The organism is Providencia sp. PROV188 (assembly GCF_027595165.1).
Lineage (GTDB): Bacteria > Pseudomonadota > Gammaproteobacteria > Enterobacterales > Enterobacteriaceae > Providencia > Providencia lanzhouensis.
Map to the genome: position 1 here is coordinate 3,649,450 of NZ_CP097291.1, position 22,012 is coordinate 3,671,461.

Annotated in this window: 20 protein-coding genes and 4 tRNA genes; 6 read left to right on the plus strand and 18 right to left on the minus strand. The window is 44.9% G+C overall.

Translation table 11 applies throughout. The features are described 5' to 3' along the window. Positions 1-36 precede the first annotated feature (36 nt). From yigB to lptM, 5 genes are read right to left on the minus strand one after another with little or no spacing between them, the layout of a single operon-like run. Positions 37-753 (minus strand): 5-amino-6-(5-phospho-D-ribitylamino)uracil phosphatase YigB, encoded by a 717-nt coding sequence (gene yigB / locus M5X66_RS16750; RefSeq protein ID WP_036948857.1) that lies wholly within the window; start codon positions 751-753, stop codon positions 37-39. Next, positions 753-1,682 (minus strand): tyrosine recombinase XerC, encoded by a 930-nt coding sequence (gene xerC / locus M5X66_RS16755; protein WP_036948854.1) that lies wholly within the window; start codon positions 1,680-1,682, stop codon positions 753-755. Before xerC ends, yigB begins: the two co-directional genes overlap by 1 nt. Further along, positions 1,664-2,368 (minus strand): DUF484 domain-containing protein, encoded by a 705-nt coding sequence (locus M5X66_RS16760; protein ID WP_036948852.1) that lies wholly within the window; start codon positions 2,366-2,368, stop codon positions 1,664-1,666. Before M5X66_RS16760 ends, xerC begins: the two co-directional genes overlap by 19 nt. Before the next feature lie 27 nt (positions 2,369-2,395). Further along, positions 2,396-3,220, minus strand: coding sequence for a diaminopimelate epimerase (dapF, locus tag M5X66_RS16765; protein WP_036949260.1), 825 nt, complete (start codon positions 3,218-3,220; stop codon positions 2,396-2,398). A gap of 21 nt (positions 3,221-3,241) precedes the next feature. Beyond that, on the minus strand, positions 3,242-3,421 hold the full coding sequence (gene lptM / locus M5X66_RS16770) for an LPS translocon maturation chaperone LptM (RefSeq protein ID WP_036948849.1): 180 nt from the start codon (positions 3,419-3,421) through the stop codon (positions 3,242-3,244). 217 nt (positions 3,422-3,638) lie between these two features. On the opposite strand from lptM, the gene cyaY reads away from it, so the two are divergent. Then, entirely contained in the window at positions 3,639-3,956 is a 318-nt protein-coding gene (gene cyaY / locus M5X66_RS16775; RefSeq protein ID WP_006658190.1) for an iron donor protein CyaY, read from the plus strand. Between the two features lie 66 nt (positions 3,957-4,022). On the opposite strand, the gene M5X66_RS16780 is transcribed toward cyaY, so the two are convergent. After that, positions 4,023-6,614 (minus strand): class I adenylate cyclase, encoded by a 2,592-nt coding sequence (locus M5X66_RS16780; protein ID WP_036948846.1) that lies wholly within the window; start codon positions 6,612-6,614, stop codon positions 4,023-4,025. 615 nt (positions 6,615-7,229) lie between these two features. Here M5X66_RS16780 and hemC point away from each other — a divergent pair. The 5 genes from hemC to M5X66_RS16805 all read left to right on the plus strand — a co-directional run bounded on the left by hemC (position 7,230) and on the right by M5X66_RS16805 (position 11,851). After that, the gene (hemC, locus tag M5X66_RS16785) at positions 7,230-8,174 is read left to right on the plus strand and encodes a hydroxymethylbilane synthase (RefSeq protein ID WP_036948844.1); all 945 of its coding nucleotides are present in this window, start codon (positions 7,230-7,232) and stop codon (positions 8,172-8,174) included. Next, the gene (locus M5X66_RS16790; RefSeq protein ID WP_036948843.1) at positions 8,171-8,926 is read left to right on the plus strand and encodes a uroporphyrinogen-III synthase; all 756 of its coding nucleotides are present in this window, start codon (positions 8,171-8,173) and stop codon (positions 8,924-8,926) included. Before hemC ends, M5X66_RS16790 begins: the two co-directional genes overlap by 4 nt. A 3-nt stretch (positions 8,927-8,929) precedes the next feature. Next, positions 8,930-10,195 (plus strand): uroporphyrinogen-III C-methyltransferase, encoded by a 1,266-nt coding sequence (gene hemX, locus M5X66_RS16795; RefSeq protein WP_108478787.1) that lies wholly within the window; start codon positions 8,930-8,932, stop codon positions 10,193-10,195. A 2-nt stretch (positions 10,196-10,197) separates the two neighbouring features. After that, a complete protein-coding gene (hemY, locus tag M5X66_RS16800; RefSeq protein WP_036948838.1) occupies positions 10,198-11,397 on the plus strand; it encodes a protoheme IX biogenesis protein HemY in 1,200 nt (399 codons plus the stop codon). A 223-nt stretch (positions 11,398-11,620) separates the two neighbouring features. Beyond that, entirely contained in the window at positions 11,621-11,851 is a 231-nt protein-coding gene (locus tag M5X66_RS16805; RefSeq protein WP_006658197.1) for a DUF4014 domain-containing protein, read from the plus strand. Positions 11,852-12,633: 782 nt separating this feature from the next. Here M5X66_RS16805 and M5X66_RS16810 read toward each other — a convergent pair. The 12 genes from M5X66_RS16810 to rfbA all read right to left on the minus strand — a co-directional run bounded on the left by M5X66_RS16810 (position 12,634) and on the right by rfbA (position 22,010). Continuing rightward, a tRNA-Pro gene (locus M5X66_RS16810) sits at positions 12,634-12,710 on the minus strand. Positions 12,711-12,753: 43 nt separating this feature from the next. Further along, positions 12,754-12,839 (minus strand) — tRNA-Leu (locus M5X66_RS16815). A 16-nt stretch (positions 12,840-12,855) separates the two neighbouring features. Next, positions 12,856-12,931, minus strand: a tRNA-His gene (locus tag M5X66_RS16820). Positions 12,932-13,010: 79 nt separating this feature from the next. Further along, a tRNA-Arg gene (locus tag M5X66_RS16825) sits at positions 13,011-13,087 on the minus strand. 164 nt (positions 13,088-13,251) lie between these two features. After that, positions 13,252-14,631 (minus strand): bifunctional threonine/serine APC transporter ThrP, encoded by a 1,380-nt coding sequence (gene thrP / locus M5X66_RS16830; RefSeq protein ID WP_108478785.1) that lies wholly within the window; start codon positions 14,629-14,631, stop codon positions 13,252-13,254. Between the two features lie 233 nt (positions 14,632-14,864). Next, the gene (gene wecG / locus M5X66_RS16835; RefSeq protein WP_036948834.1) at positions 14,865-15,602 is read right to left on the minus strand and encodes a lipopolysaccharide N-acetylmannosaminouronosyltransferase; all 738 of its coding nucleotides are present in this window, start codon (positions 15,600-15,602) and stop codon (positions 14,865-14,867) included. Between the two features lie 10 nt (positions 15,603-15,612). Continuing rightward, positions 15,613-16,968, minus strand: a complete 1,356-nt coding sequence (wzyE, locus tag M5X66_RS16840) for an ECA oligosaccharide polymerase (RefSeq protein ID WP_154599723.1) — start codon at positions 16,966-16,968, stop codon at positions 15,613-15,615. Then, complete coding sequence (locus M5X66_RS16845; RefSeq protein ID WP_270103746.1) at positions 16,965-18,047, minus strand: TDP-N-acetylfucosamine:lipid II N-acetylfucosaminyltransferase; 1,083 nt, start codon at positions 18,045-18,047, stop codon at positions 16,965-16,967. Before M5X66_RS16845 ends, wzyE begins: the two co-directional genes overlap by 4 nt. Beyond that, complete coding sequence (gene wzxE, locus M5X66_RS16850; RefSeq protein ID WP_036948828.1) at positions 18,044-19,294, minus strand: lipid III flippase WzxE; 1,251 nt, start codon at positions 19,292-19,294, stop codon at positions 18,044-18,046. Before wzxE ends, M5X66_RS16845 begins: the two co-directional genes overlap by 4 nt. Continuing rightward, positions 19,294-20,424, minus strand: a complete 1,131-nt coding sequence (gene rffA / locus M5X66_RS16855) for a dTDP-4-amino-4,6-dideoxygalactose transaminase (RefSeq protein ID WP_270103747.1) — start codon at positions 20,422-20,424, stop codon at positions 19,294-19,296. The genes wzxE and rffA overlap by 1 nt, the downstream gene beginning before the upstream one ends. Next, positions 20,411-21,151, minus strand: a complete 741-nt coding sequence (gene rffC, locus M5X66_RS16860; protein ID WP_036948823.1) for a dTDP-4-amino-4,6-dideoxy-D-galactose acyltransferase — start codon at positions 21,149-21,151, stop codon at positions 20,411-20,413. The genes rffA and rffC overlap by 14 nt, the downstream gene beginning before the upstream one ends. Next, complete coding sequence (rfbA, locus tag M5X66_RS16865) at positions 21,129-22,010, minus strand: glucose-1-phosphate thymidylyltransferase RfbA (protein ID WP_036948820.1); 882 nt, start codon at positions 22,008-22,010, stop codon at positions 21,129-21,131. The genes rffC and rfbA overlap by 23 nt, the downstream gene beginning before the upstream one ends. Positions 22,011-22,012 lie beyond the last annotated feature (2 nt).

The window sequence follows — 22,012 nt, forward strand, 5'->3', positions numbered from 1 at the left end:
TGGCCACCACCACTGTGTTTTTATACAGAGAAAGGATTATACCAATGACAGGAGAGAATCCAACCGACAAATTTCCACATGAGGCAATATACGCCCCTCTTTCTCATCCATTAACGTCATATGATCCACGTTGAACCAGCAGGCTTGCATACCGCTATTAATCGCCCCTTCTACGTCGGTCAGCAGATTATCTCCAACATGTAAAATAGCGCCTGGCTCGATATTCAAACGCGTAGAGGCAAGGTGATACATATCGCAGCATGGCTTAGAGCGCCCATCCGGCCCCGCTTTTAATACAAACTGAAAATATTGCCCTAGCCCACACGCTTGCGGCTCGGCGTTACCATTCGTAATCGCCACCAGCGGTAATTTTTCGGCTAATTTTGCTAGCGTTTCATGAGTGGATTGCGGGACATGAATTTGATTACGCCAGTAGGTAAAGTGCGCCATAATATCGTCCGCACCTTTGAGGGCATCCTCTTTATTATAACCATAGTGGCACAGCATCATTTTCGACGATAGCCAGCGCCAGCGGGTAATATCATGGCGAATATCCGGTTCTTGTTCTTCCACAAGATAGCGAAAAGCATAAATGTCATCGTTCGTAAAATGATGAAAACGCGGGTCATATTCACGAATAAACCGTAAAACTTCTTCCTCCGTTTTATCAATCACGGGATGGTTGTCGTACAACGTATCATCCAAATCAAATGTCATCGCTTTGATGGGTGATAACGGACGGTAAAAATGCATTAAGATTTCTCCCTCTTCGCTCGCGGATGTGCCACATCATAAACATTAGCGAGATGTTGGAAATCAAGATGGGTATAGATTTGGGTGGTAGAGAGATTAGCATGACCTAATAACTCTTGTACCCCACGTAAATTACCACTTGATTCGAGAATATGAGTTGCAAAAGAGTGACGTAATTTATGGGGATTTATATGGCTATTTACCGCTTGTTTAATACCCCACTGCTCAAACCGCTTTTGCACATTGCGATTCGAGATACGCTTACCACTTTTCGTGGAAATAAATACCGCACCATCGACAGGCTCGTACAATTCACGCATTTCAAGCCAGCGTTTTAGCCAACTCACTGCCGTTTTCCCTAGAGGAATTTTGCGTTCCTTGCTGCCTTTCCCCATCACCCAAACCTCACCTAAATTGAGGTCAAGGTGCTTCACATCCAAACCAACCAGCTCAGAGAGACGCAATCCCGCGCCATACATCACTTCCAGCATGGTTCTGTCTCGCACCACGAGCGGGTCGCCACTGTCCATATTCAACAGTTGAGAAACTTCGTCCACATCCATATTTTTCGGTAGACGTTTTTTCGCTTTAGGGGCATGAATAGTTTTAACTGGGTTTGCCGGTAGTTCGCCTTGCTGCACCATCCAATCACAAAAACTACGTAGTGCGGAAAGCCTTAATGCCATGCTCGCTGCTTGCAAGCCTGTTCGACGGCTCTTCGCGGCAATATTGCGCCCTATCGTCATATCCAACTGCTGCCATTGGCTCACTTTCAGTTCACCTAAAATTTGGCAAACTGCACCTAATTGGCGACGATAATTCGTTATCGTGACTGGACTCAATCGGCGTTCAACACGGAGGTAACGCAAAAAGGCTTCCACTTGAATCATCAGCCCTTCGGGCTGAATGTCTACAGACGCTCTATCCATTGACATAATAACCTCGGTAGAATTTGAGCCACTTTTTCCAGCATTACTGTACCCATACCCTGTTGATAGTGCTCACGGTCACGACTGGTAAATATCACCATGCCGGATTCCCCATGATGCCCAAACAACGAAATCGCTACTGAACCTACATTTTGTGCATCAGGAAGTAAAAGCTGCAACTCAGGACCATTTAGCCGCCCAAGATAATTGAGGTTATCCCCAAAACGCTGAATACGTACGGGTTCAAAAACGCGGCGTGGGAGCACCAATTCGTAGGCATCCAATGGCGCAGATAATCGCCAGCTATCACTAAATAGGCGTACAGAAGCCCCCGATAACCCGAGCTTTTTAGCCCAGCGATTCAACACAAACAGCATCTCCCGCAAACTATTTGCGGAAGACATTTCAATGACGAGATAAAGAAGCTCATCGAACAGTTGCCCATTTTCGTGGGCTTGTTCCACCATAAAGCGGATATCCTGCTCGAGATTTTTGATTTTTTGACGTTGACGGCTCATCACCAATTCAGGAAGCGAGATAGCCTCCTGAACGGCATGAGGAACCTTGATATGTTCAGCAAGAGACGCATTGCGAATAAAGAAATAAGGGTTCTGTTTTAAATATTGCACCACATCTTGTTCATCAATTAACTGAGCAATCTCCGGCACTTGTTCAGGCTTATCCATTATTCCCCTCTTTCCACTCAATCAAGATTAAATTTGGATCACTCCATCATAAACATGGGTCGCAGGACCTGTCATATACAGTGGTGATCCGGGACCTTCCCAACTAATATCGAGGGAGCCGCCCGGCAAATCGACACGAACACGGCTAGCTAATAATCCCTGTCCTACACCCACGGCAACTGCGGCGCATGCACCGCTACCGCACGCTTGGGTTTCCCCCGCACCACGTTCATAAACACGTAAGCGAATATAGTCTGCGCTGACAATCTCCATAAAACCGATGTTGGCACGTTCAGGGAAGCGTTCGTGGCTTTCCAATGCAGGGCCCAATACTTCTACCTCTGCAGTTTGGACACTGTCCACTTGCACCACACAGTGCGGATTTCCCATGGAGACAACACCCGCAAACACTGTACGTTCTTGTGCTCGAATAATATAGGTTTTTTCCGCTTTCACGGCACGAAAAGGGACGTTTTGCGGCTCAAAATCAGGCTCGCCCATATTCACACAAACATCATCATTTTCATTAATTGTGAGAGTCATACGCCCAGACTGAGTGCTCACTTTAATTTTTTGTTTGTTTGTCAGACCTTTTAAACGGACAAAACGTGCAAAACAGCGCGCTCCGTTGCCACATTGTGCAACTTCACTGCCATCCGCATTAAAAATACGGTAATGGAAATCGAGATCAGGATCATAAGGGGCTTCGACCAATAAAAGTTGGTCAAAACCGACGCCAGTATGCCTATCCGCTAAACGACAAATCAGTTCAGGTGAAAAATAGACATTCTGTGTGACGCCATCCACCACCATAAAATCATTGCCTAAGCCATGCATTTTTGAGAACTGCAATTCACGTTCCATAACAGAGGCTTACTGTTTGGTCGCAGCAGGCTCTTGGTTCGAGCTGCTTGGAGCTTTAGGTTGCACGTCAGATTTAGCAGGCGCCGCTGCATTGTCTTCAGGCGGAAAATACAACGGCCCTTTTAAGCCACAGCCAGAAAGGGTGAATAAAACGAGAAGTGCACTAAGTCCAAATAAACTTTTTTTCATTATGATGTTTCGCCTGTAAGACTAAATTTTGCAATCTGATATTTCACACAGTAACAGGTGTCGCTTTTCAAATCACGCCTGTTTATCAAACATATTAATATTATATACGTTAAATAATTCAAATGGCATCTCACAAGTAAGATGTGCGCCGTTTGACCCCTGAACACATTCAACCCTATAATTTCGCCTAAATAAAAGTATAAACAGGAAATACATCATGAACGATAGCGAATTTCATCAGTTAGCAGAGCAATTGCTCAGCTCGATTGAAGAGCATTTAGATAATTACGATGGCGATGCGGATATTGATAGTGAAATTAATGGCGGCGTCATGACCTTAAGCTTTGAAGATGGCAGCAAAATCATCATCAACAAACAAGAAGCCTTCCACCAAATCTGGTTAGCAACCAAACAAGGTGGCTATCATTATGATTATAAAGATGGAAAATGGATTTGCGACCGTTCAGGTCAAGAGTTTTTGTCCATGCTGGGCAATGCAATTACCTTCCAAAGCCACTTCCCATTCTCGTTCTAAATACGCACACAAAAAATCATAGGCGGAGTCTATAATTTACTCTGCCTATTTTTTATCTTAATAAAATCAATAATATTGAGCGTGCTGTTTAGAGTGCTCTAGCTGCTCAGATTGGCTTAACTGAGGTGCTGAGGGATATTCATCATCCTCTTCTTCTTCAGTAAATGACCAAGAGGCGTCAGAGAAGACAATAACTTGCTTTTTGCCTTCTTCTTCCACAATTTGATAAAACTGTGGCAAATTGAAATTGATAAAGTTTGCACCGTAGGTAAAGCGGTCATGGGAGGAAGAGTAGAATTTGCTAACATCGCGCACTAGCTCTTCTTTGGAACCCTCACAATGAGAGTATATTTCCACGCGATTAGCTTCATCCAATACGTAGATATTAAACCCTGTATTATCTGGCGTATTTTCAAAGAAAAACTGCACAATTCCTTCGCTGGCATAGCCATCCACAACTGCAGGAAGATGATTATCCCCTTTCGCTTGTAATTTTACCGGCCAACCATGCAACTTGTTATGGGAGATTGCACCGTAAAACTCAACAGCATTTTCGAGTTTTTGTACAGAGACGTTTAAACGCTCAAAGAACAGACCCCATGTTTGCCCTGCAATGCGTAATGCCTTAAAGCGACCAGGTTCATGACGATTGCTGGATAAGCGCAATTCAATGCATTCGGACACTAGCTGCTGTACACGAGTACGAATAAGCCCACGTAAATGTTCGCTATAACAGAATACTTCAACTGCTTCAGGCGGAGCCGCGTCTTGGTGCATTTTACCGAGGATGGTTTTTAGCGCTTCTAACATGCACTGCTCGCCGCTGAAATGCAGGGTACGAACTTCATTCCATGAATTGCGATACAGAAGATCGATGCTGCTTATCAAACATTGTTGAGATTCACCAAAACTGAAAATATCCAGTTTTCTGAAATCCACATGCACCACCTGCTCAGAATAGACCTGTGTCGGATCTTTTTCTAAGTTAACGATGATGGCTAAGTGGCGGATTTCACACGGGCTATACAGTGCTTTAGGGGTTGGAGCTGGCAATCTTATTGGGAAATGGCTCGATACATCATGCATTAATTCCAATAACTTACGCTCATCGCATTGGGATTTGCCATGATGCATATGAACTTGCGTATTTTCAGTCAGTAACCCATTAAAATAGGCCCACGCCACCAATTTATTCAGATAGCGGTTATATTCTAAAGGTTGATGACCGATAATCGTGTCGATTTGCGGCGCTTGGTTATACAGATACCAGCCGCTACGATTGGCACGCCCTTCAGGCACATAAATAAATGTCAGGTGCTCTTCGCTAAGATCCGGGGAAATTTGCGGATTTACTAATGTCACTTTACCGGGTAGCGCTTCAAACGCGGCATATAACTTACGGGTTAATACCCCAATATCTTGCGGGCTAGCACTAACACTTAAATTATTACGACGGGCAAATCGAATTAAGTTACGGTAACTTTGCATCATCGTATCGAGCAGCTCATTATGCGCTTCACGCACACGCTCAATTTTCCACTGGCTACGCGTATCTAACACAGCCAGACGCTCGGCGCTCCATCCCCACGACTCCACTAACTGGGACAGTACATCACGACGCCAACCGGAACATTGGTCATCTTCATCTTCAGAAAGCTTTTCACAGACTTTTAGATAGAAGCAGCGACGAATTAAATCCAAACGCGTGGAATCATTAATTTCAGTCAGATAACGAGTTACGCGCTCCAACATGAGGCAATATGAATCCAATCCATAACAGACGATTTCACCGGCATGTAAATGGCGTTTAAACTCCAACGCTAACAACTTACCGTGTGGATAATCCCAAGAGTAGGACTCCAGTAAAATACTTTTCAACACCGCTTTATACGGAGAATCGACACTTTTATATAGCTGCCACAAACTGGCACCAAAGTATTCCGCGGCTGACAATTCACCGAGGCCGCCTAAATCCAGCCATTCGTTTGGTGTTAGTACCCCTTGAGCGTACAGCCCCATGACATATTCGTCATAGTGTTGCTCTTCTTCAACAGGCACCATTGTCCATAACAGACGTTTCCCAGCCATACGCACCGCTGTACGATAAAATTCATCCAGCAATAAAATATGTTGTGTGGAGCCACAATCTTCACCACCAAGATGCCCGCTTGCATTATGGCGAAAACGATTTTCATCGATTAAAAAGACAGTGACATCAATGCCCAGCGAGGCTGCCCACTGTTCAATTAACGTACATTTTTTCTGTAAAGATCGTTTTTCTTCGTTATCTAACCAAGAAGGATGACAAACCCACACATCAATATCAGAGCAGTGACTTTGCCCCACAGAAGAGGTACTACCCATCGAGTAAATGCCTGTAATTGGCAATTCACCATTAGCTTGGTTGTTTGTGGATAAGAAGCGTTCGAAAGGTTGTAACCATTTGAGTTGTTCTGCATCTGGCGAGAAGAAACAGACGCCATGAGGGACGTTGCCTTCAATATAACCCGGCATCATTGGATGATGATAATGAAACAAGACCGGCAACAAGCTGTAAACCTTCGAAAAGGTTTCACTCATAGAAGCCGTCGCGCGTTCCAACCGTAATTGGTTTATCGCATCAAGTCTTTGCTTTAAAGTTTCAATATAGAGGTACAAAGGTTACGCCTGACTGAAAGAATGTAATGACAAACCTGGGGAATTTTCCCAGCACCCAACAGATAGAGAAAAACTTAAATTACTTTTCAAAGGGATTGTCGGAAACGTGATCAATTTAACACCTTGGAGTAAAAGGGTAAAGTAGATCACATAATTTTTCCCGTCTATTTTTAGTACAAATTATTTTTCAACATATTGTATAAAAAGACTTTTTATTTTTGCATTGCAGAAATATCCCTTGTTTTTCAATGGAATAATATCACCATCATGGGTTGTATAACAAAAAAGCGGCCTTACTCTAAATTCAGCCCAGTGCTGGCAGGCTCTGCGCTTACACGCTTCAACAAAATTCCTTCAAAATATCACCCACTGCAATTCTAAAAAAGCACGAATAGCTAAAGAAATTTGTTATCTAGATCCTCTTTTAAGTCATTTTTTTCCAAGAGACTCACAAAAAAGATGTAAAAAAGCGAACTTCACTTGATACATCTCATCCGTTCATTCTTCTTATATCGCTCATTCTGCGACCAACTGGAAAAATTACCGCTAACATGTTAAAACTAACGCCAATTGTATGGTTAATCTGCGGCGATATTCGCCTGAGAAAACAGTGAAATGACATCAACAAATATCGTGCGTATCGCAACGCGTAAAAGCCCTCTAGCGCTATGGCAAGCTTATTTCGTAAAAGCAGAATTAGAGCAACGACATCCCGGCTTACAAGTAGAGTTAGTCCCAATGGTTACCAAAGGGGACATTATTTTAGATACCCCATTAGCGAAAGTCGGTGGAAAAGGTTTATTCGTCAAAGAATTAGAACTGGCGTTACTTGAAGGTCGCGCAGATATTGCCGTTCACTCAATGAAGGACGTACCTGTAGAGTTCCCTGAAGGGTTAGGCTTGGTCACCATTTGTGAGCGAGAAGACCCACGAGATGCGTTCGTTTCTAACCATTATGCCAATATTGATGCACTCCCAGCGGGCAGCATCGTCGGTACATCCAGCTTACGCCGTCAGTGCCAGTTACGAGAATTACGTCCAGATTTAGTTATCCGTGACCTACGCGGCAACGTCGGCACCCGCCTGTCTAAGCTCGACAACGGCGAATACGATGCCATTATCCTTGCGGTGGCAGGTCTAAAACGCTTAAAACTTGATGAGCGTATCAAAGCTGCACTAGAACCAGAGCAATCTTTACCTGCCGTTGGACAAGGCGCCGTAGGTATTGAGTGCCGCTTAGATGATCAACGCACCCGTGACTTACTCGCCGCATTGAATCACGATGAAACCTCCGTGTGTGTCCTTGCTGAACGCGCCATGAATATGCGCCTTGAAGGTGGTTGCCAAGTGCCTATTGGGAGCTATGCTATTTGGCAAGGGGATAAAATCTGGTTACGTGCGCTCGTCGGTGCCCCAGATGGCAGCCAAGTCATTCGTGGAGAACGCTTAATCGCGCCTGCCGACGCAATCCAAGCTGGTATTTCTCTCGCAGAAGAGTTACTTGATAATGGCGCCCGTGAAATTCTCGCGGAAGTCTATAAAGGCAATGCACCAGCATGAGGGTCCTTGTTACTCGCCCAGAGCCATCAGGCTCCGCGTTGATAACAGCCATTAATGCTACTGGGGGGCAGGCTTACCCGGCTCCCTTAATTACGATTGAAGCGGGTTCACAGCTCAATACTTTGTCTTCTCGCTTAGATGGATTATCGGAAAACGACCTTGTCTTTCTTTTATCCAAAAATGCCGTCTGGTATGCAAATTTAGCATTGGAACAAGCAGGACGAGACTGGTCAGATAAGTTATCCTACTATGGTATAGGACAATCTACAGGTCACTATTTTCAGCAACTAACTGGGCAAACTATCCGTTGGGCTGAAGCAGGAGAAACCAGCGAGGTGTTACTCACCCACCCTAACCTGCAAAATTTAGTGGGGAAACGTGCCTTACTCCTTCGAGGTAATGGCGGTCGTGAACTCCTTGCCTCAACATTACGCGCTCGAGGTGCAGATGTTGATTACTGCGAATGCTACGCAAGGCGACCTGTACACTATGATAAAACTGAGTTTAACCAAACTTGGTTTAACACGGATATCACCGATATTGTGGTTACAAGCGGTGAAATGTTGACCCTACTTAACGATTTGATTGCTGAAGATATGCAACAATGGTGGTATTCCCGCCGGCTACTGGTTGTCAGCGAACGAATCGCAGAAAAAGCCCGCCAAAGTGGGTGGCGTCGGGTCTGTGTGGCAACTAGCGCAGATAATCACGCTTTACTTGAAGCATTAATTTCAACCGATATGGGATGCTAATTTATGACGGAACAAGACAAAATTACCGACACTGTTAATGATGAAGCTGTGACAGAGAAAAAAGAGACTCGTCAGCCGACGCCTTCATCCAAACAGAAACGCCCTGGTCTTGCAGTCAGTGCGATCGCTATCGCCATTATCGTCGTCATGGGCGGCGGGATGTACTACTTTACTCAGCAAAGTAATGCGCAATTGGTTCATGATAATAACCAACTGAAACAGCAAGTCAGTGAATTAGTTGAACAACAAAATGCCGATAGACAACGTGTGGATGCGCTCATCGCAACCAACACGGAGCTGAAAAACCATGCGCGTGATTATGAAGATCAACTCAATCGTCGCATGCAAGAATTACAAGCTCACGTCACCGCACTTTCCAGCTCGGACGTAAAAAACTGGTTGATTGCCCAAGCTGATTTTATGGTGAAAATGGCGGGTCGCAAATTATGGAATGACCATGATCCAGTTACCGCTGCCGTTCTGCTCAAAAGCGCAGACACCAGTTTAGCGGAAATGAATGACCCAAGTTTGCTGGATATTCGTAAAGCTATCGCCAATGATATGAACAAGCTAGCTGCCATCAACCAAATTGACTATGACGGCATTATTTTACGTTTGAATCAGCTCAGTAATGATGTCGATAACTTACGCCTCGCCGATTTAAATAATGGCGACGCACCGGAAGATACTGGCACCAATGTCAGCGACGATATTGCAGACTGGAAAGATAACCTCGCGCGCAGCTGGAAAAGTTTCACGAGCGATTTTATCACCGTACGCGCTCGTGATGGCTCCGAAGCTCCATTGCTAGCACCAAACCAAGATATTTATCTACGTGAAAATATTCGCTCCCAATTGCTCATTGCGGCTCAAGCTGTACCACGTTATCAAGAAGAGACATATAAACAGTCCCTTGAGCAAGCTTCCACGTGGGTACGCGCTTACTTTGATGTGGACGCACCAGCCACTAAAGCCTTTTTGACGGAACTCGATGATTTAATTAATCAACCGATTGATGCCGATATGCCTGAAACTTTAGAAAGCCAAGCCAAGCTGGAAAAAGTGATGCAAACGCGAGTGCGCAATTTATTATCTCAAAATCCAGAGCCGACTGGCGTTTCCGAGGATGCCGCGCTTGAGGCAGTAAAAGAAGCCGATAAAGCTGCTGAAGAGGTGACGGCTCCATCAGATACACAAACCGACAAACCGGACGTTGCCGCCGAAGCTCCTGTAACGGACGCGGCAAACGCCCCTGAGCATAAGGGGTGATCATGATTAAAGTCTTTGTTCTCTTTATCGTCCTGATTGCGGGCATTATCTTGGGTCCTCTATTAGCAGGTCACCAAGGCTATGTATTTATTCGTACCGATAGCTACGATATTACGACCAGCGTCACCAGCCTTGTGCTGTGTTTTATCCTGCTGCAATTTGTTCTGTTATTCCTTGGATGGTGCTACCGCCGCTTTATGAGCACCACCTCACGGACAAAAGGCTGGCTCAGCGGTCATAAATACCATAAAGCGCACACTCAAACGCAAAAAGCCTTACTCAAATTAGCCGAAGGTGATTTGGAGCAAGTCGAGAAACTAATGAGTAAGCATGCTGATTTTTCTCAGCAGCCAGTCATTAACTACTTGATGGCAGCTGAAGCCGCCCAGCAGCGTGGGGATAGTTATCGCACCCATCAATATTTAGATAGGGCTGCTGAAGCCGCAGGTAAAGATCAACTTCCCGTGGATATTAGCCGTGTTCGCATCCAATTGGCGGAAGGCGAAATTCATGCTGCCCGTAATGGCATCGACAAGCTGCTCGACCAAGCACCACGCCACCCAGAAATTTTACGTTTAGCTGAACAAGCTTATTTAGGTACCGGCGCATACCAAGCACTCATTGAGCTGCTGCCGATTATGGCAAAAGTCCAGTTACATAATGAAGATGAGCTTGAAGCGTTAAAACTCAAAGCGTACAAAGGGCTCATGAACCAATGTATGGCTGAAGGTGGTAGCGATGGCTTGAAAAATTGGTGGAAAGCTCAGCCGCGTAAAGTTCGCCATGAAGTGCCATTACAAGCTTTCTTAGCCGAACATTTAATTGAATGTGGTGATACGCGTAGCGCAGAAAAGATGATTATTGATGGATTGAAGCAGCAATATGACGAACGTCTATTGTTGTTGATCCCGAAATTACAGAGCGAGCAACCTGAAGTGCTTGAAAAAACTCTGTTAAGCCTCGTCAAACAGTCTGGTGCGACACCATTACTCAATAGCACATTGGGGATCCTTGCGCTTCAACATGCCCAATGGGAAAAAGCAGAAACCTACTTTAAAGCCGCATTAGCGCAGCGTTTTGATGCTTATGATGCAGCTTGGTTAGCCGATGCTTATGACAAGCTACACAAACCGCATGAAGCGGCGAAAATTCGCCAAGAGGCGCTCACTCACTCCCTCAAACAAGAGCGAGCAAAAGCGTAAATTTTTAACTCATTCGTTAAGCTTTGATCTAAAACGCCTCCTAGTCCGAGGCGTTTTTTATATCTACGATTTGGATCTTTACTATTTATCTCAAAAAGATAGTCTTTGAGAGCGTCACTTTTAGCGAATCGAGGCAAACCGCATATTGCTATGTTATAAAAGGGTCACATAGTGTATAAATAATCGTATACATTTTCGTTTTGAATGAATTCAGGATAAAGATATGAATGTAGTGAAAACTCTCTGGCGTTGGATTGTAGCGAGCCAAAATCGTTTACAGATCTTTTTTGACCTGCTACTTCTGATTTTATCCCCGTTTATTTTTATTTCGATCATTGGCTTCAATACCGCCGATCTGAATAAAGATATCTTTATTATTACCTTTATTATTATTGCCTATACCTATGTGACTCGCTGGATCAGCAAGTGGTTAAGCAAAGAGAAAAAAGCGTAAGCGAGAAGATAACGTTTCTTTCCTAATGCTCATCAGGTTAGGAAAGAACATGACAACCCAAGATTGATACAAAAAAAAACACCTGCCGAAGCAGGTGTAAATAACAATCAGGTCTACAGACGGATGGTGCCTCACTCAACGTTTCGCCCGTTCGCTGATGGTAAGAGGATTAGCTCTTGATCATCTAAATTGGACAATAGGCACCGATAATCGGCTTTGCGTCATCCCTGGGTTTATGAAGCTAGGCTGTCATAATAAGTGGGATGAGCATCTACATAATAGATAATGCAGAATGCATGCCAACTTTTATATCGCTGCACGTTTTTCTATTCTTAACCTCGTAACTCCCCTGCTTCTAAACGATATTTTTATTTCTTACTTATTGTGATTTTTTAACACCTCACTCTTACCAAATCCCATTCTGTTCGATTCAGCTATTTTGTCTCAATTTAGAGACAGCTTAGAATGCCTATTAATTTCTCCATATAAATCAATCAGTAAAATGTCTCTTTTTGACGACATGGAAATAGGGGTTTGTATCGGATCTGAGACAAATATTTTTATTCATAAAAAACATAACGTTATAAGCACATTCAGATAAGAACCATTCTTGTTAAAAGCGATGCCTGAGATATTAAGAATAAAGATAATAAAAAAACAGATTCATGGATAAAGATAAGAAGATAAGAAGATAAGAATACGGAAAGGAAAATAATCAGATTAGAAATGGTTACGGTTTTAAAATGCAAAAACCCCGCTCGATTGAGCGGGGTTCTTTAAATTGGTCGGCGAGAGAGGATTCGAACCTCCGACCCACTGGTCCCAAACCAGTTGCGCTACCAAGCTGCGCTACTCGCCGAAATTTAACTGCTTAAGGCAGTAACTCGATATCATTTTTTTCGTGGTGCGAAAGGGGGGACTTGAACCCCCACGTCCATAGGACACTAACACCTGAAGCTAGCGCGTCTACCAATTCCGCCACCCTCGCAATGTCACAAAAAAAATGGGGTGGCTAATGGGACTCGAACCCACGACAACTGGAATCACAATCCAGGGCTCTACCAACTGAGCTATAGCCACCATAACTTCACTTATTTCAAAGTGTTGTCATACTACTACATACAACTTTATTTTGCCACCGTAGCTTGTCACCTTTTGATGGTGCGCCCGACAGGATTCGAACCTGAGACCTCTGCCTCCGGAGGGCAGCGCTCTATCCAGCTGAGCTACGGGCGCTTAACGCCGTTGCGGGAGAGGATAGTACGGATTTATCCCCCTGCTGTCTAGTCCTTTTTTCAATAAAATTATCGATTGCTTGCCTTTTATCCATTTCGTCGAGAAAGAGAGCATTTTTTCCCTCTTTCTCGTCTATTAGATGAAATTTTACCCACAAAATATTTTTACGATGGGCTTTTATCATGGCGACTAAAGCTGCGGATCACAAAATAAAGCCCGGAAACCGTCAATAAAAAGATAGCCCCTACAATCAGTGACAAACGCGTTTCTGGATTAATCGCCATCCCCACCAGCACACAGGCTAAAAACAGCAGCGTGGCGTAGTTCACCCATGGAAACAGAATCGATTTAAACGTATGCCCTGCCATCTGCTGCTGGTTCTGCTTACGAAAACGTAGCTGGCTGGTCAAGATCACTAGCCAAGGCACCATTCCTGGCAAGACGCTTGCACTATATACATACACAAATACCTGTTCAGGGTTTGGAATGATATAGTTCAAGCTCGACCCTGCAACCAAGCATAAGATAGTAAAACCGACACAACGCGCCGGAACGCCGTTTTTCGTCAGTTTTAATAGTCCACTCGGTAACTGCTTATTTTGCGCCAGCGCGTATAACATACGCCCGCCGCTGTACATGCCGCTATTGCAGCCAGACAATGCTGCAGTGAGCACCACAAAGTTAATTACCGCCGCTGCCGAGACAATCCCCACTTTAGCGAATGTCATCACAAACGGGCTGCCTTGTTGCCCGACTTCTGTCCACGGGAACAGCGTCACCACAATAAAAATGGCGCCGACATAGAAAATAAGAATGCGCCACAGAATATTATTGATGGCTTTTTTCAGTGTCACTTGTGGGTTTTTGGCTTCTCCTGCGGTGATCCCGACGAGCTCAACGCCTTGATAAGATGCCACCACGATACACAACGCAAATAAGAAACCTTTCCAGCCGCCAGCGAAGAATCCGCCATGCTCGGTCAAGTTAGCCAATCCAATCGGCTCGAAATTATTGCCAAGACCAAAGAAAATTAGCCCCAAACCAATCAAAATCATCACGACGATCGTGGTCACTTTGATCATCGCAAACCAGAATTCTAGCTCGCCGTATAGCCTTACTGCGGCGAGGTTTGCCAGTGCCACCAACGCAACGGCAACCATCGCAAATATCCACTGGGGCACATCAGGGAACCAATACTTTGCATATTCCCCTATTGCAGTTATCTCTGAAATTCCAACCGCGACCCACATAAACCAATAACCCCACGCGGTTAAACATCCCCAAAAAGGACTTAAATATTTATAACCAAATGAAGCAAATGAACCAGTGACTGGCTCCAGAAAGAGCATTTCGCCCATAGAACGCATGATGAAGAAGACAAATAACCCTGCGATAATATACGCCAACAATACGGATGGTCCCGCCCACTTCAACGTACTCGCTGAGCCCATAAATAGCCCAACCCCAATTGTCCCGCCCAAAGCAATCAGCTCAATATGACGGGCTTCTAGCCCTCGCTGAAGACCTTGCTGTGGCTTATCCATAATTTCCCCTGTCGATAATAACCATTCGATATTCGCAGCTCTAATAGCCATAACTTTTTAGTCATCGCGGCTGGTTGTCGAAAATAAAATAAAAAATACAATCCCCCAAGATACCGTGAGATCCCTTAGGTTGCATCTATTTTTGAACAATTGTAGGTATATTTGAAGATAGAATGGGGGCGCCAGAAATAAATAGACCCGCATAATGCGGGTCTATTCAGTCGGAAAAGCGCTTAAAGCTTACCACCGTAGTAGTAGCCTAAAAACTTCAGCAATTTAAACTGTCGTTTAATTCGTGTTGGTTGGGAAAGTAAGCGATACAGCCATTCTAGCCCTAAGTTTTGCCAGACTTTAGGCGCACGCTTAACATGCCCGGTGAACACATCATAAGTTCCACCGACGCCCATATACAAAGCATCAGGATGCACAACACGGCAATCACGCATAAAGATTTCTTGCTTAGGAGAACCCATCGCCACGGTCACAATCTTGGCACCGCTCGCGTGAATACGCTCAAACAGCGCACTGCGATCTTCTGCCGTAAAGTAGCCATCTTGGGAATCCACAATGTTGACATTCCATTGTGCGCGTAGCTTCGCTTTAGTCTGCTCAAGAATTTCTGGCTTGCCGCCCACTAAAAATACTGGGGTGCCTTCTTTTCCTGCGCGCTCCATTAAGCCTTCCCATAAATCGGCACCTGCCACACGAGAAACCTCAGCTTTTGGATATTTACGGCGAATAGCACGCACAATGCTGATCCCATCGGCATAAAGGTATTCCGCCTGCCCTAATAAGGTATTCAGCGCAGTATCTTGCTCTGCGATCATCACTTTCTCTGCGTTGATAGCCACTAATGTGCCTGTTTTGGTCTTACCGTCAGCAAACAGATAGTCCAAGAAATGGGCCATGTTTTTAAAGCCCCAAATATTATGACCTCTGATGCTATATTGAGGAATTGACGACTGTTCCATGATGCTCCTTTTAACGGCTTTCCCGTTGACCACTTTTTAAATATAAAGCGGCTTTGGTACGAATAAGACCGGCACTTTCAAATAACCAGTACAGTAATTTAGCTAACACTAAACATAGCCCGAAGACTAAGCAGAAAAAGACTACGCGCGAGACAAAGGAATCGACCCCTTCACGAGCTAATACAATCATGTTGAAGATGGCGCCGAAACAAAATGCCTGCATAATCGCAGCCTTGTAACGGTTGGATTCTTTTAGACTTAACCCATAAATCCAATCAAACCATTTAATGATCATGCCCACCACGATAGCGCCCAGCGGGATAAACAGCACGCCCCCCATGACCACCAGCGAGCCAATTAACGTAGGCGAAATCGCTAACCCAGAATGGTTATTCAGCACTTCCCAGGTAAAATAGTTAGCCGAGTTTAATACCGTATCAGGGCGTTCAGGCCATACCCATGCTGGAATAAACACATAGAAATCACGGATAATCGGCGCTAAACCTTGGAATTCCATTTGGTCATAATAGCTGAGCAATAATCCTAAGTTTTCCCATGGCGAGAACGTATCGCGAGTTAGATACAAGAAGGTGTAAAACGCTTCGGCACCGCTCACATCAAGACCGTAACGCTTGAGAGCTAACCAGAACATCCCAACAATACTTGCCACACCCGCCGCTGCCAGCATCCAAAGCGTGATCCAGCCTCTGACAATCCCGATAAATAGGAACAGGGCAAATGCTAAGATAATGTTGGCACGGGTTCCGCCTACAATCACATAAGTTAAGAAACCGAATGAGACTGTGCTGATCAGGAAGAAAATCCAGCGTTTTTGTGTGGGTTTCAAGAAATAAACAATCAGCATTGCAGGGATAAAGAAGTAGAAAAAGCGCTTCAATGCCACGCCCGACACCTGACTGGAGAATATCTGGCTATAGGATTTCAACTTAAACAGCAAGAAACCGTTATCCATGAAAAAAATGCCTACAGTAACCACCGCCACGGCAATCAGCAGTAGACAGGTCAGATTGGTTTCCACCTTATTCATACTAAATACGGCGCGACGCTGGGTATCCACGCGCTTAGTTAAACGCGTTTTGTACGTCACGTAGTAAATGGCGTAGAAGCTGGTTGATGCCAACATGGCATACATCAAGTAATCTGCGGGGACGATTGCCACGTCAAACTGGAAAACCAATGCACAAGTCAGCGGGAATCCGAAGTAAAACGTCAGCAAATACAATAAGGTAAAGAAAATATTAAAATTAAAGCGCACGCGCAAAAACTCTTTATACATCAGCGTGCCGATAAAGATAATAGAGATTAGGTAGATAAGCGCTAAGCCACCCAATTCAAGCAATGTCATGCTTTCGCCTCCGCAATGCTGAGGATCTGTTTCCAGCCATCAGTAAAGTTAGGCGCAAAGAATTCAATATGCTGTTTATTCAGCGAATTCATTTGGCGTTGTGCTTCATCCACTAATGGCAGAGTCAGCTCATCACCATAGAAAAAGACTGGGACATTCTGCGCCGTTAAATCTTGCCAGAAGGTATTTTGGCGACTAATGACAAAAGGAATAGAGAACTGAATAAGCAAACAAACCGTTCCAACCCCTTGTTGGCGATTAAAAATAAAGTAGCCAAGATCGCAGGTTTTCAGCAAATTCAGGTAATCTTCGAACGCCATACGTTCTTTAAGAATATCCACCTGCCCCTGAGGGAATTCGCTTTGTGCTGCTTGCTCAACTTCAGCAATATAGTTTTGGTTATTCGCTGGGTAGCCCATCGGGACTATCACCTTCACCTTGTCACCAAATTTCTGTTTAATCGCGCTCAGCGCTTCCACATGACGATTAGAGCGGTCACCTGAGTTACCGAGCAGGATAGTTAATTGCTCGCCCTCACGAGGCTGACGTTCGTTTAGCGTCAATGCCGGATCCATACGCGTCGGGAAATAGAGAACCGACGATGGCACATTAGGATTCGACTGCTGAAAATGGCACAAATCTCCCCGTGTTGCACAAACGTGCCCCACTTTTTTTTGAGCCAGACGACGTAGAATATAAAACAGCTTGAATTTCAGTGAGCTAGATTCTTCATAGAGATCAGCGCCCCAAATATGCCACCAGAATTGATGGGATTTTATCTTGCCAAAAAGCAGTGCTAACCAAATTGGCGCATTAAATTGCCCATGGAAGAAAAAGCGTGTACGACGCTCCGCTTTCGCGCGACGAATAACGCTATCTGCAATAGATTGTTTGCTGTCAAAAACTTCAATTTCAAGCATCGGATAGGCAGCAGCAAGCTGCGCATCCTGGCTCACCACCATAAAATGCGGCTTTTGTGACGGTGCCATCTCTTGGCAAATAACGTTATTAAAAAACGTTAAAACCGTCTGATTATGATGCGGGAGATCAGATCCCAGTACATGTATTAAGGTTGTCATGCTCGCCTACGGTAGATCAAAAATACGCAACAACAGAGAGTAAAATATACGATATAGGTCGCCATATAGGCTTGTGTCGCCCCCACGGCGCCATGTTCAGGAATAAACCAATGGGCAAAGCCCGTTAACAGAACAAATTGGCTAACTTCCGTAAGAACATAAAAACGTAGCGCTGCTTTCGCGATGACGAGATAACCAAAGACGTAAGCACCCACTTTCAATACATCGCCGACCAGCTGCCAAGCAAACAGGTCTCTCATCCCTGTAAACTCTTTTGAGAACAGCAGCCAAATCGCAAAATCACGCAGCAGCCAAACCGTAAAGCTCACGGCGGCAACAGCCGGTAATACAAACTTCAATGCCTTAACAATTTCGGCAGAAATTTCATTTTTATGCTGTAAACGGGACAGCGTGGGCAGTAAATATACCGAAAATGTTGCTGTGATGAATTGTAAATAGGCATCCGAAATCGTGGTAACGCCCGTCCATAATCCCACTTCATCCCAGCTATAAGTCTGTGCCAATAAATTTCGCATCATGATATAGGCAACAGGCAGTGTGATTGCCGTGAGCATTGCCATGATGGTGAACTTACCTAAATTAGTGGCAATAGCTTTATCCCATGCGGGTTTTAGTGATGACAACGCAAATTGTTTACGTCGAATAATCATCCCAACCGCAGGCAATACCACTAAAGCGGGTACCAATGCTAGCCCTGCAAGTGCGCCATCATAACCTCCCATCAGATAGCATAAATAATAGGCGACTACGCCGATTATGCTACCAAAAATGATGGCCGTCGCATTCCCAGCAGCGTCTCGGTAACCTTTCAAAATCGCCAAGAAATAGTTCGCATACGCGATACCCATTTGAATCAAGGCAACCATGCGGATCACGCCACTGTATTGCTCAGTATCAAATAGTGCAGCACTGATAGGGGCGCTACATAGCAAGAAAATAATCGCCAGTAACGTTGAAAATCCGAGGATTATCGTTGAAGACGTTCCCAGCACAGCCCTTAATTTCTGCGGATCTTGATGGTGTTCTGCCACATATTTTGTGACGCCATTGAAGATCCCAGCGCCAGACAATACGCCTAGCACCGTAATTAATTGGCGGAAGTTCCCCGCCAGACCCACACCACTCGGGCCAAATGAGACTGCAAATAATTTCACGATCAACAGGCCCACCCCGATTTTAATCAGGGTAGACCCAGCAGTCCAAACCGATGCTTTAGCGAGTGACATTAGGCAAAGAACGCTTTGATTCGCTCAATAACCACTTGTTGCTCGTCGTCTGTCATGTTGTAGAACATTGGCAGGCGCACTAAACGGTCACTTTCAACCGAGGTGTATTTGTCTTCACCGTGGAAATAGCCGAATTCCAGTCCAGCAGGGCTGGTGTGCAGTGGCACATAATGGAACACCGTCAAAATACCATGGGATTTCATATACTCATTGAACGCTGTGCGCTCTTCCACATCTTTGAGTTTGATATAGAACATATGAGCATTATGTTTCAAATCTTCCGGTACGGTTGCTAACACTAAGCGACCGGCAGCCACCAGTGGTTGTAACGCTTGATAATAGCGATCCCACAGCAGTAAGCGGCGTTCGTTGATTTTGTCTGCCTCTTCTAACTGTGCCCATAAATAGGCTGCTTGTAAGTCAGATAACAGGTAGCTTGAACCGATGTCGCGCCAGGTGTATTTGTCCACTTGACCACGGAAGAATTGACTGCGGTTTGTACCTTTTTCGCGGATCACTTCTGCGCGGTTAATCAACGCCTTATCATTGATTAAGGTCGCACCACCTTCACCACCCGAAGAGTAGTTTTTGGTTTCATGGAAGCTATAGCAACCAATATGACCGATGGCACCCAGTGCTTTACCTTTATAGGTGGACATCACGCCTTGCGCTGCGTCTTCAATCACAAATAAATTGTGTTTCTTCGCAATCGCCATGATGGTGTCCATTTCGCAAGCCACGCCTGCGTAGTGAACAGGAACAATTGCACGTGTACGATCAGTGATTGCCGCTTCAATTTTGGTTTCATCGATATTCATCGTATCTGGACGAATATCCACAAACACAATTTTAGCGCCACGTAACACGAATGCGTTAGAGGTCGATACGAAGGTAAAGCTTGGCATGATGACTTCATCGCCTGGCTTAATATCAATCAGGATCGCTGCCATTTCTAATGAAGCGGTGCAAGACGGCGTTAACTGGACTTTCGGACAGTTAAAACGTTTCTCCATCCACTCTTCACAACGCTTAGTGAAACCACCATCCCCGCACAGTTTGCCACTTGCCATGGCCTGCTTCATATACTCAACTTCAGTACCTACAACGGGTGGTTTATTAAATGGAATCATGTTGTCCCCTGTATAACCAATATGCTGTGCTGGCGATAGCCGCACCGCTACGTGAATAAAGATTTAACGCCGCAACATTGCTCATTTGTGTGGCAACATTTAACTGTCTTTTTTGGTGTTGCACACACCACTGATACGCTGCTGACATTAATTTCCGACCGATACCGCGTCCTGCTGCACTTGGCGTTGCCGCTAACAGCCCAATTCGCGCTGTATTTGCATCAAGGCTGCGTAGGCTAACGAAACCTAAAATATCACCTGCATTATCTCTAAGGAGTAAACAGGTGTGGTCAAAGGTGCCGAGAACGGCTTTTTCTATCCATAATGCATAAAACCGACCGCTGTCCCCTTCATGGTACCAAGGGGTTCTAAAGCGGCTGTTACTAAACACAGAGGCCGCGGTGTCGCGCAGAGAAACAATATCCCCTGTTTGTGCAACAACCACATTATCCGTCTCTGATAACGCTGTGTTTAGATAAGCATTTTCTGTGCCAATAGTTAACGCAAAATCAATTTCGCCTTCAACAAAACTGAATCCCATACTGGCAAGTTCATCGATTTTAGCTGTTTCGGATGCCGCGACTTTCGCTTGCACAATATCAAACTTATCCAATTGATAAGAAAGAATAATTTGCGCATCAGTCGCGGCGAAATCCAGTTTCGCCGTTGAACGTTTGAAAAAATCAGACTCCCAATCTAGGGGATCAATATTGGCGCGGACGGACACGAAGCAAGTCCTCTAAATATTTGCCATAACCTGTTTTATTCAGGCGAGTTGCGGCTTCTTTAACTTGGTCGTCTGATAACCAGCCATTGCGCCATGCAATCTCTTCTAAACAAGCCACTTTAAAGCCTTGGCGTTTCTCAACGGTCTGAACAAATGTTCCGGCTTCAATTAAGCTGTCATGAGTTCCCGTATCTAACCAAGCGAATCCACGACCAAGCAGCTCAACGCTAAGCTCGCCGCGCTCTAAATACATTTGGTTGATAGAGGTAATTTCTAATTCACCACGTTCGGAAGGTTTTACTTGTTTAGCAAAATCAACCACTTGGTTATCATAGAAATATAAACCCGTTACTGCCCAGTTTGATTTTGGTTGTTTTGGTTTTTCTTCGATAGACAACGCTTTGAAATTGTCATCAAATTCCACCACACCAAAACGCTCAGGATCCATGACTTGGTAGCCGAATACTGTCGCGCCTTTTTGGCGTGCCGCGACTGACATTAATTTAGGGCTGAATGAGTGACCGAAGAAAATGTTATCGCCCAGCACTAAGCAGCAAGAGTCCCCATTAATGAACTCTTCACCAATGATAAACGCTTGAGCCAGCCCATCTGGAGAAGGCTGTTCCGCGTAGCTCAATTCGATACCAAACTCATGACCGTCGCCCAGCAAACGCTGGAACATTGGCAAATCATCCGGCGTCGAAATCACTAGAATTTCGCGGATCCCTGCTAGCATTAACACTGACAGCGGATAGTAGATCATTGGCTTGTCATAAATCGGCAGCAACTGTTTTGAGATGCCGCGAGTGATCGGGTGCAAACGCGTTCCCGAGCCACCAGCCAGAATAATACCTTTCATAT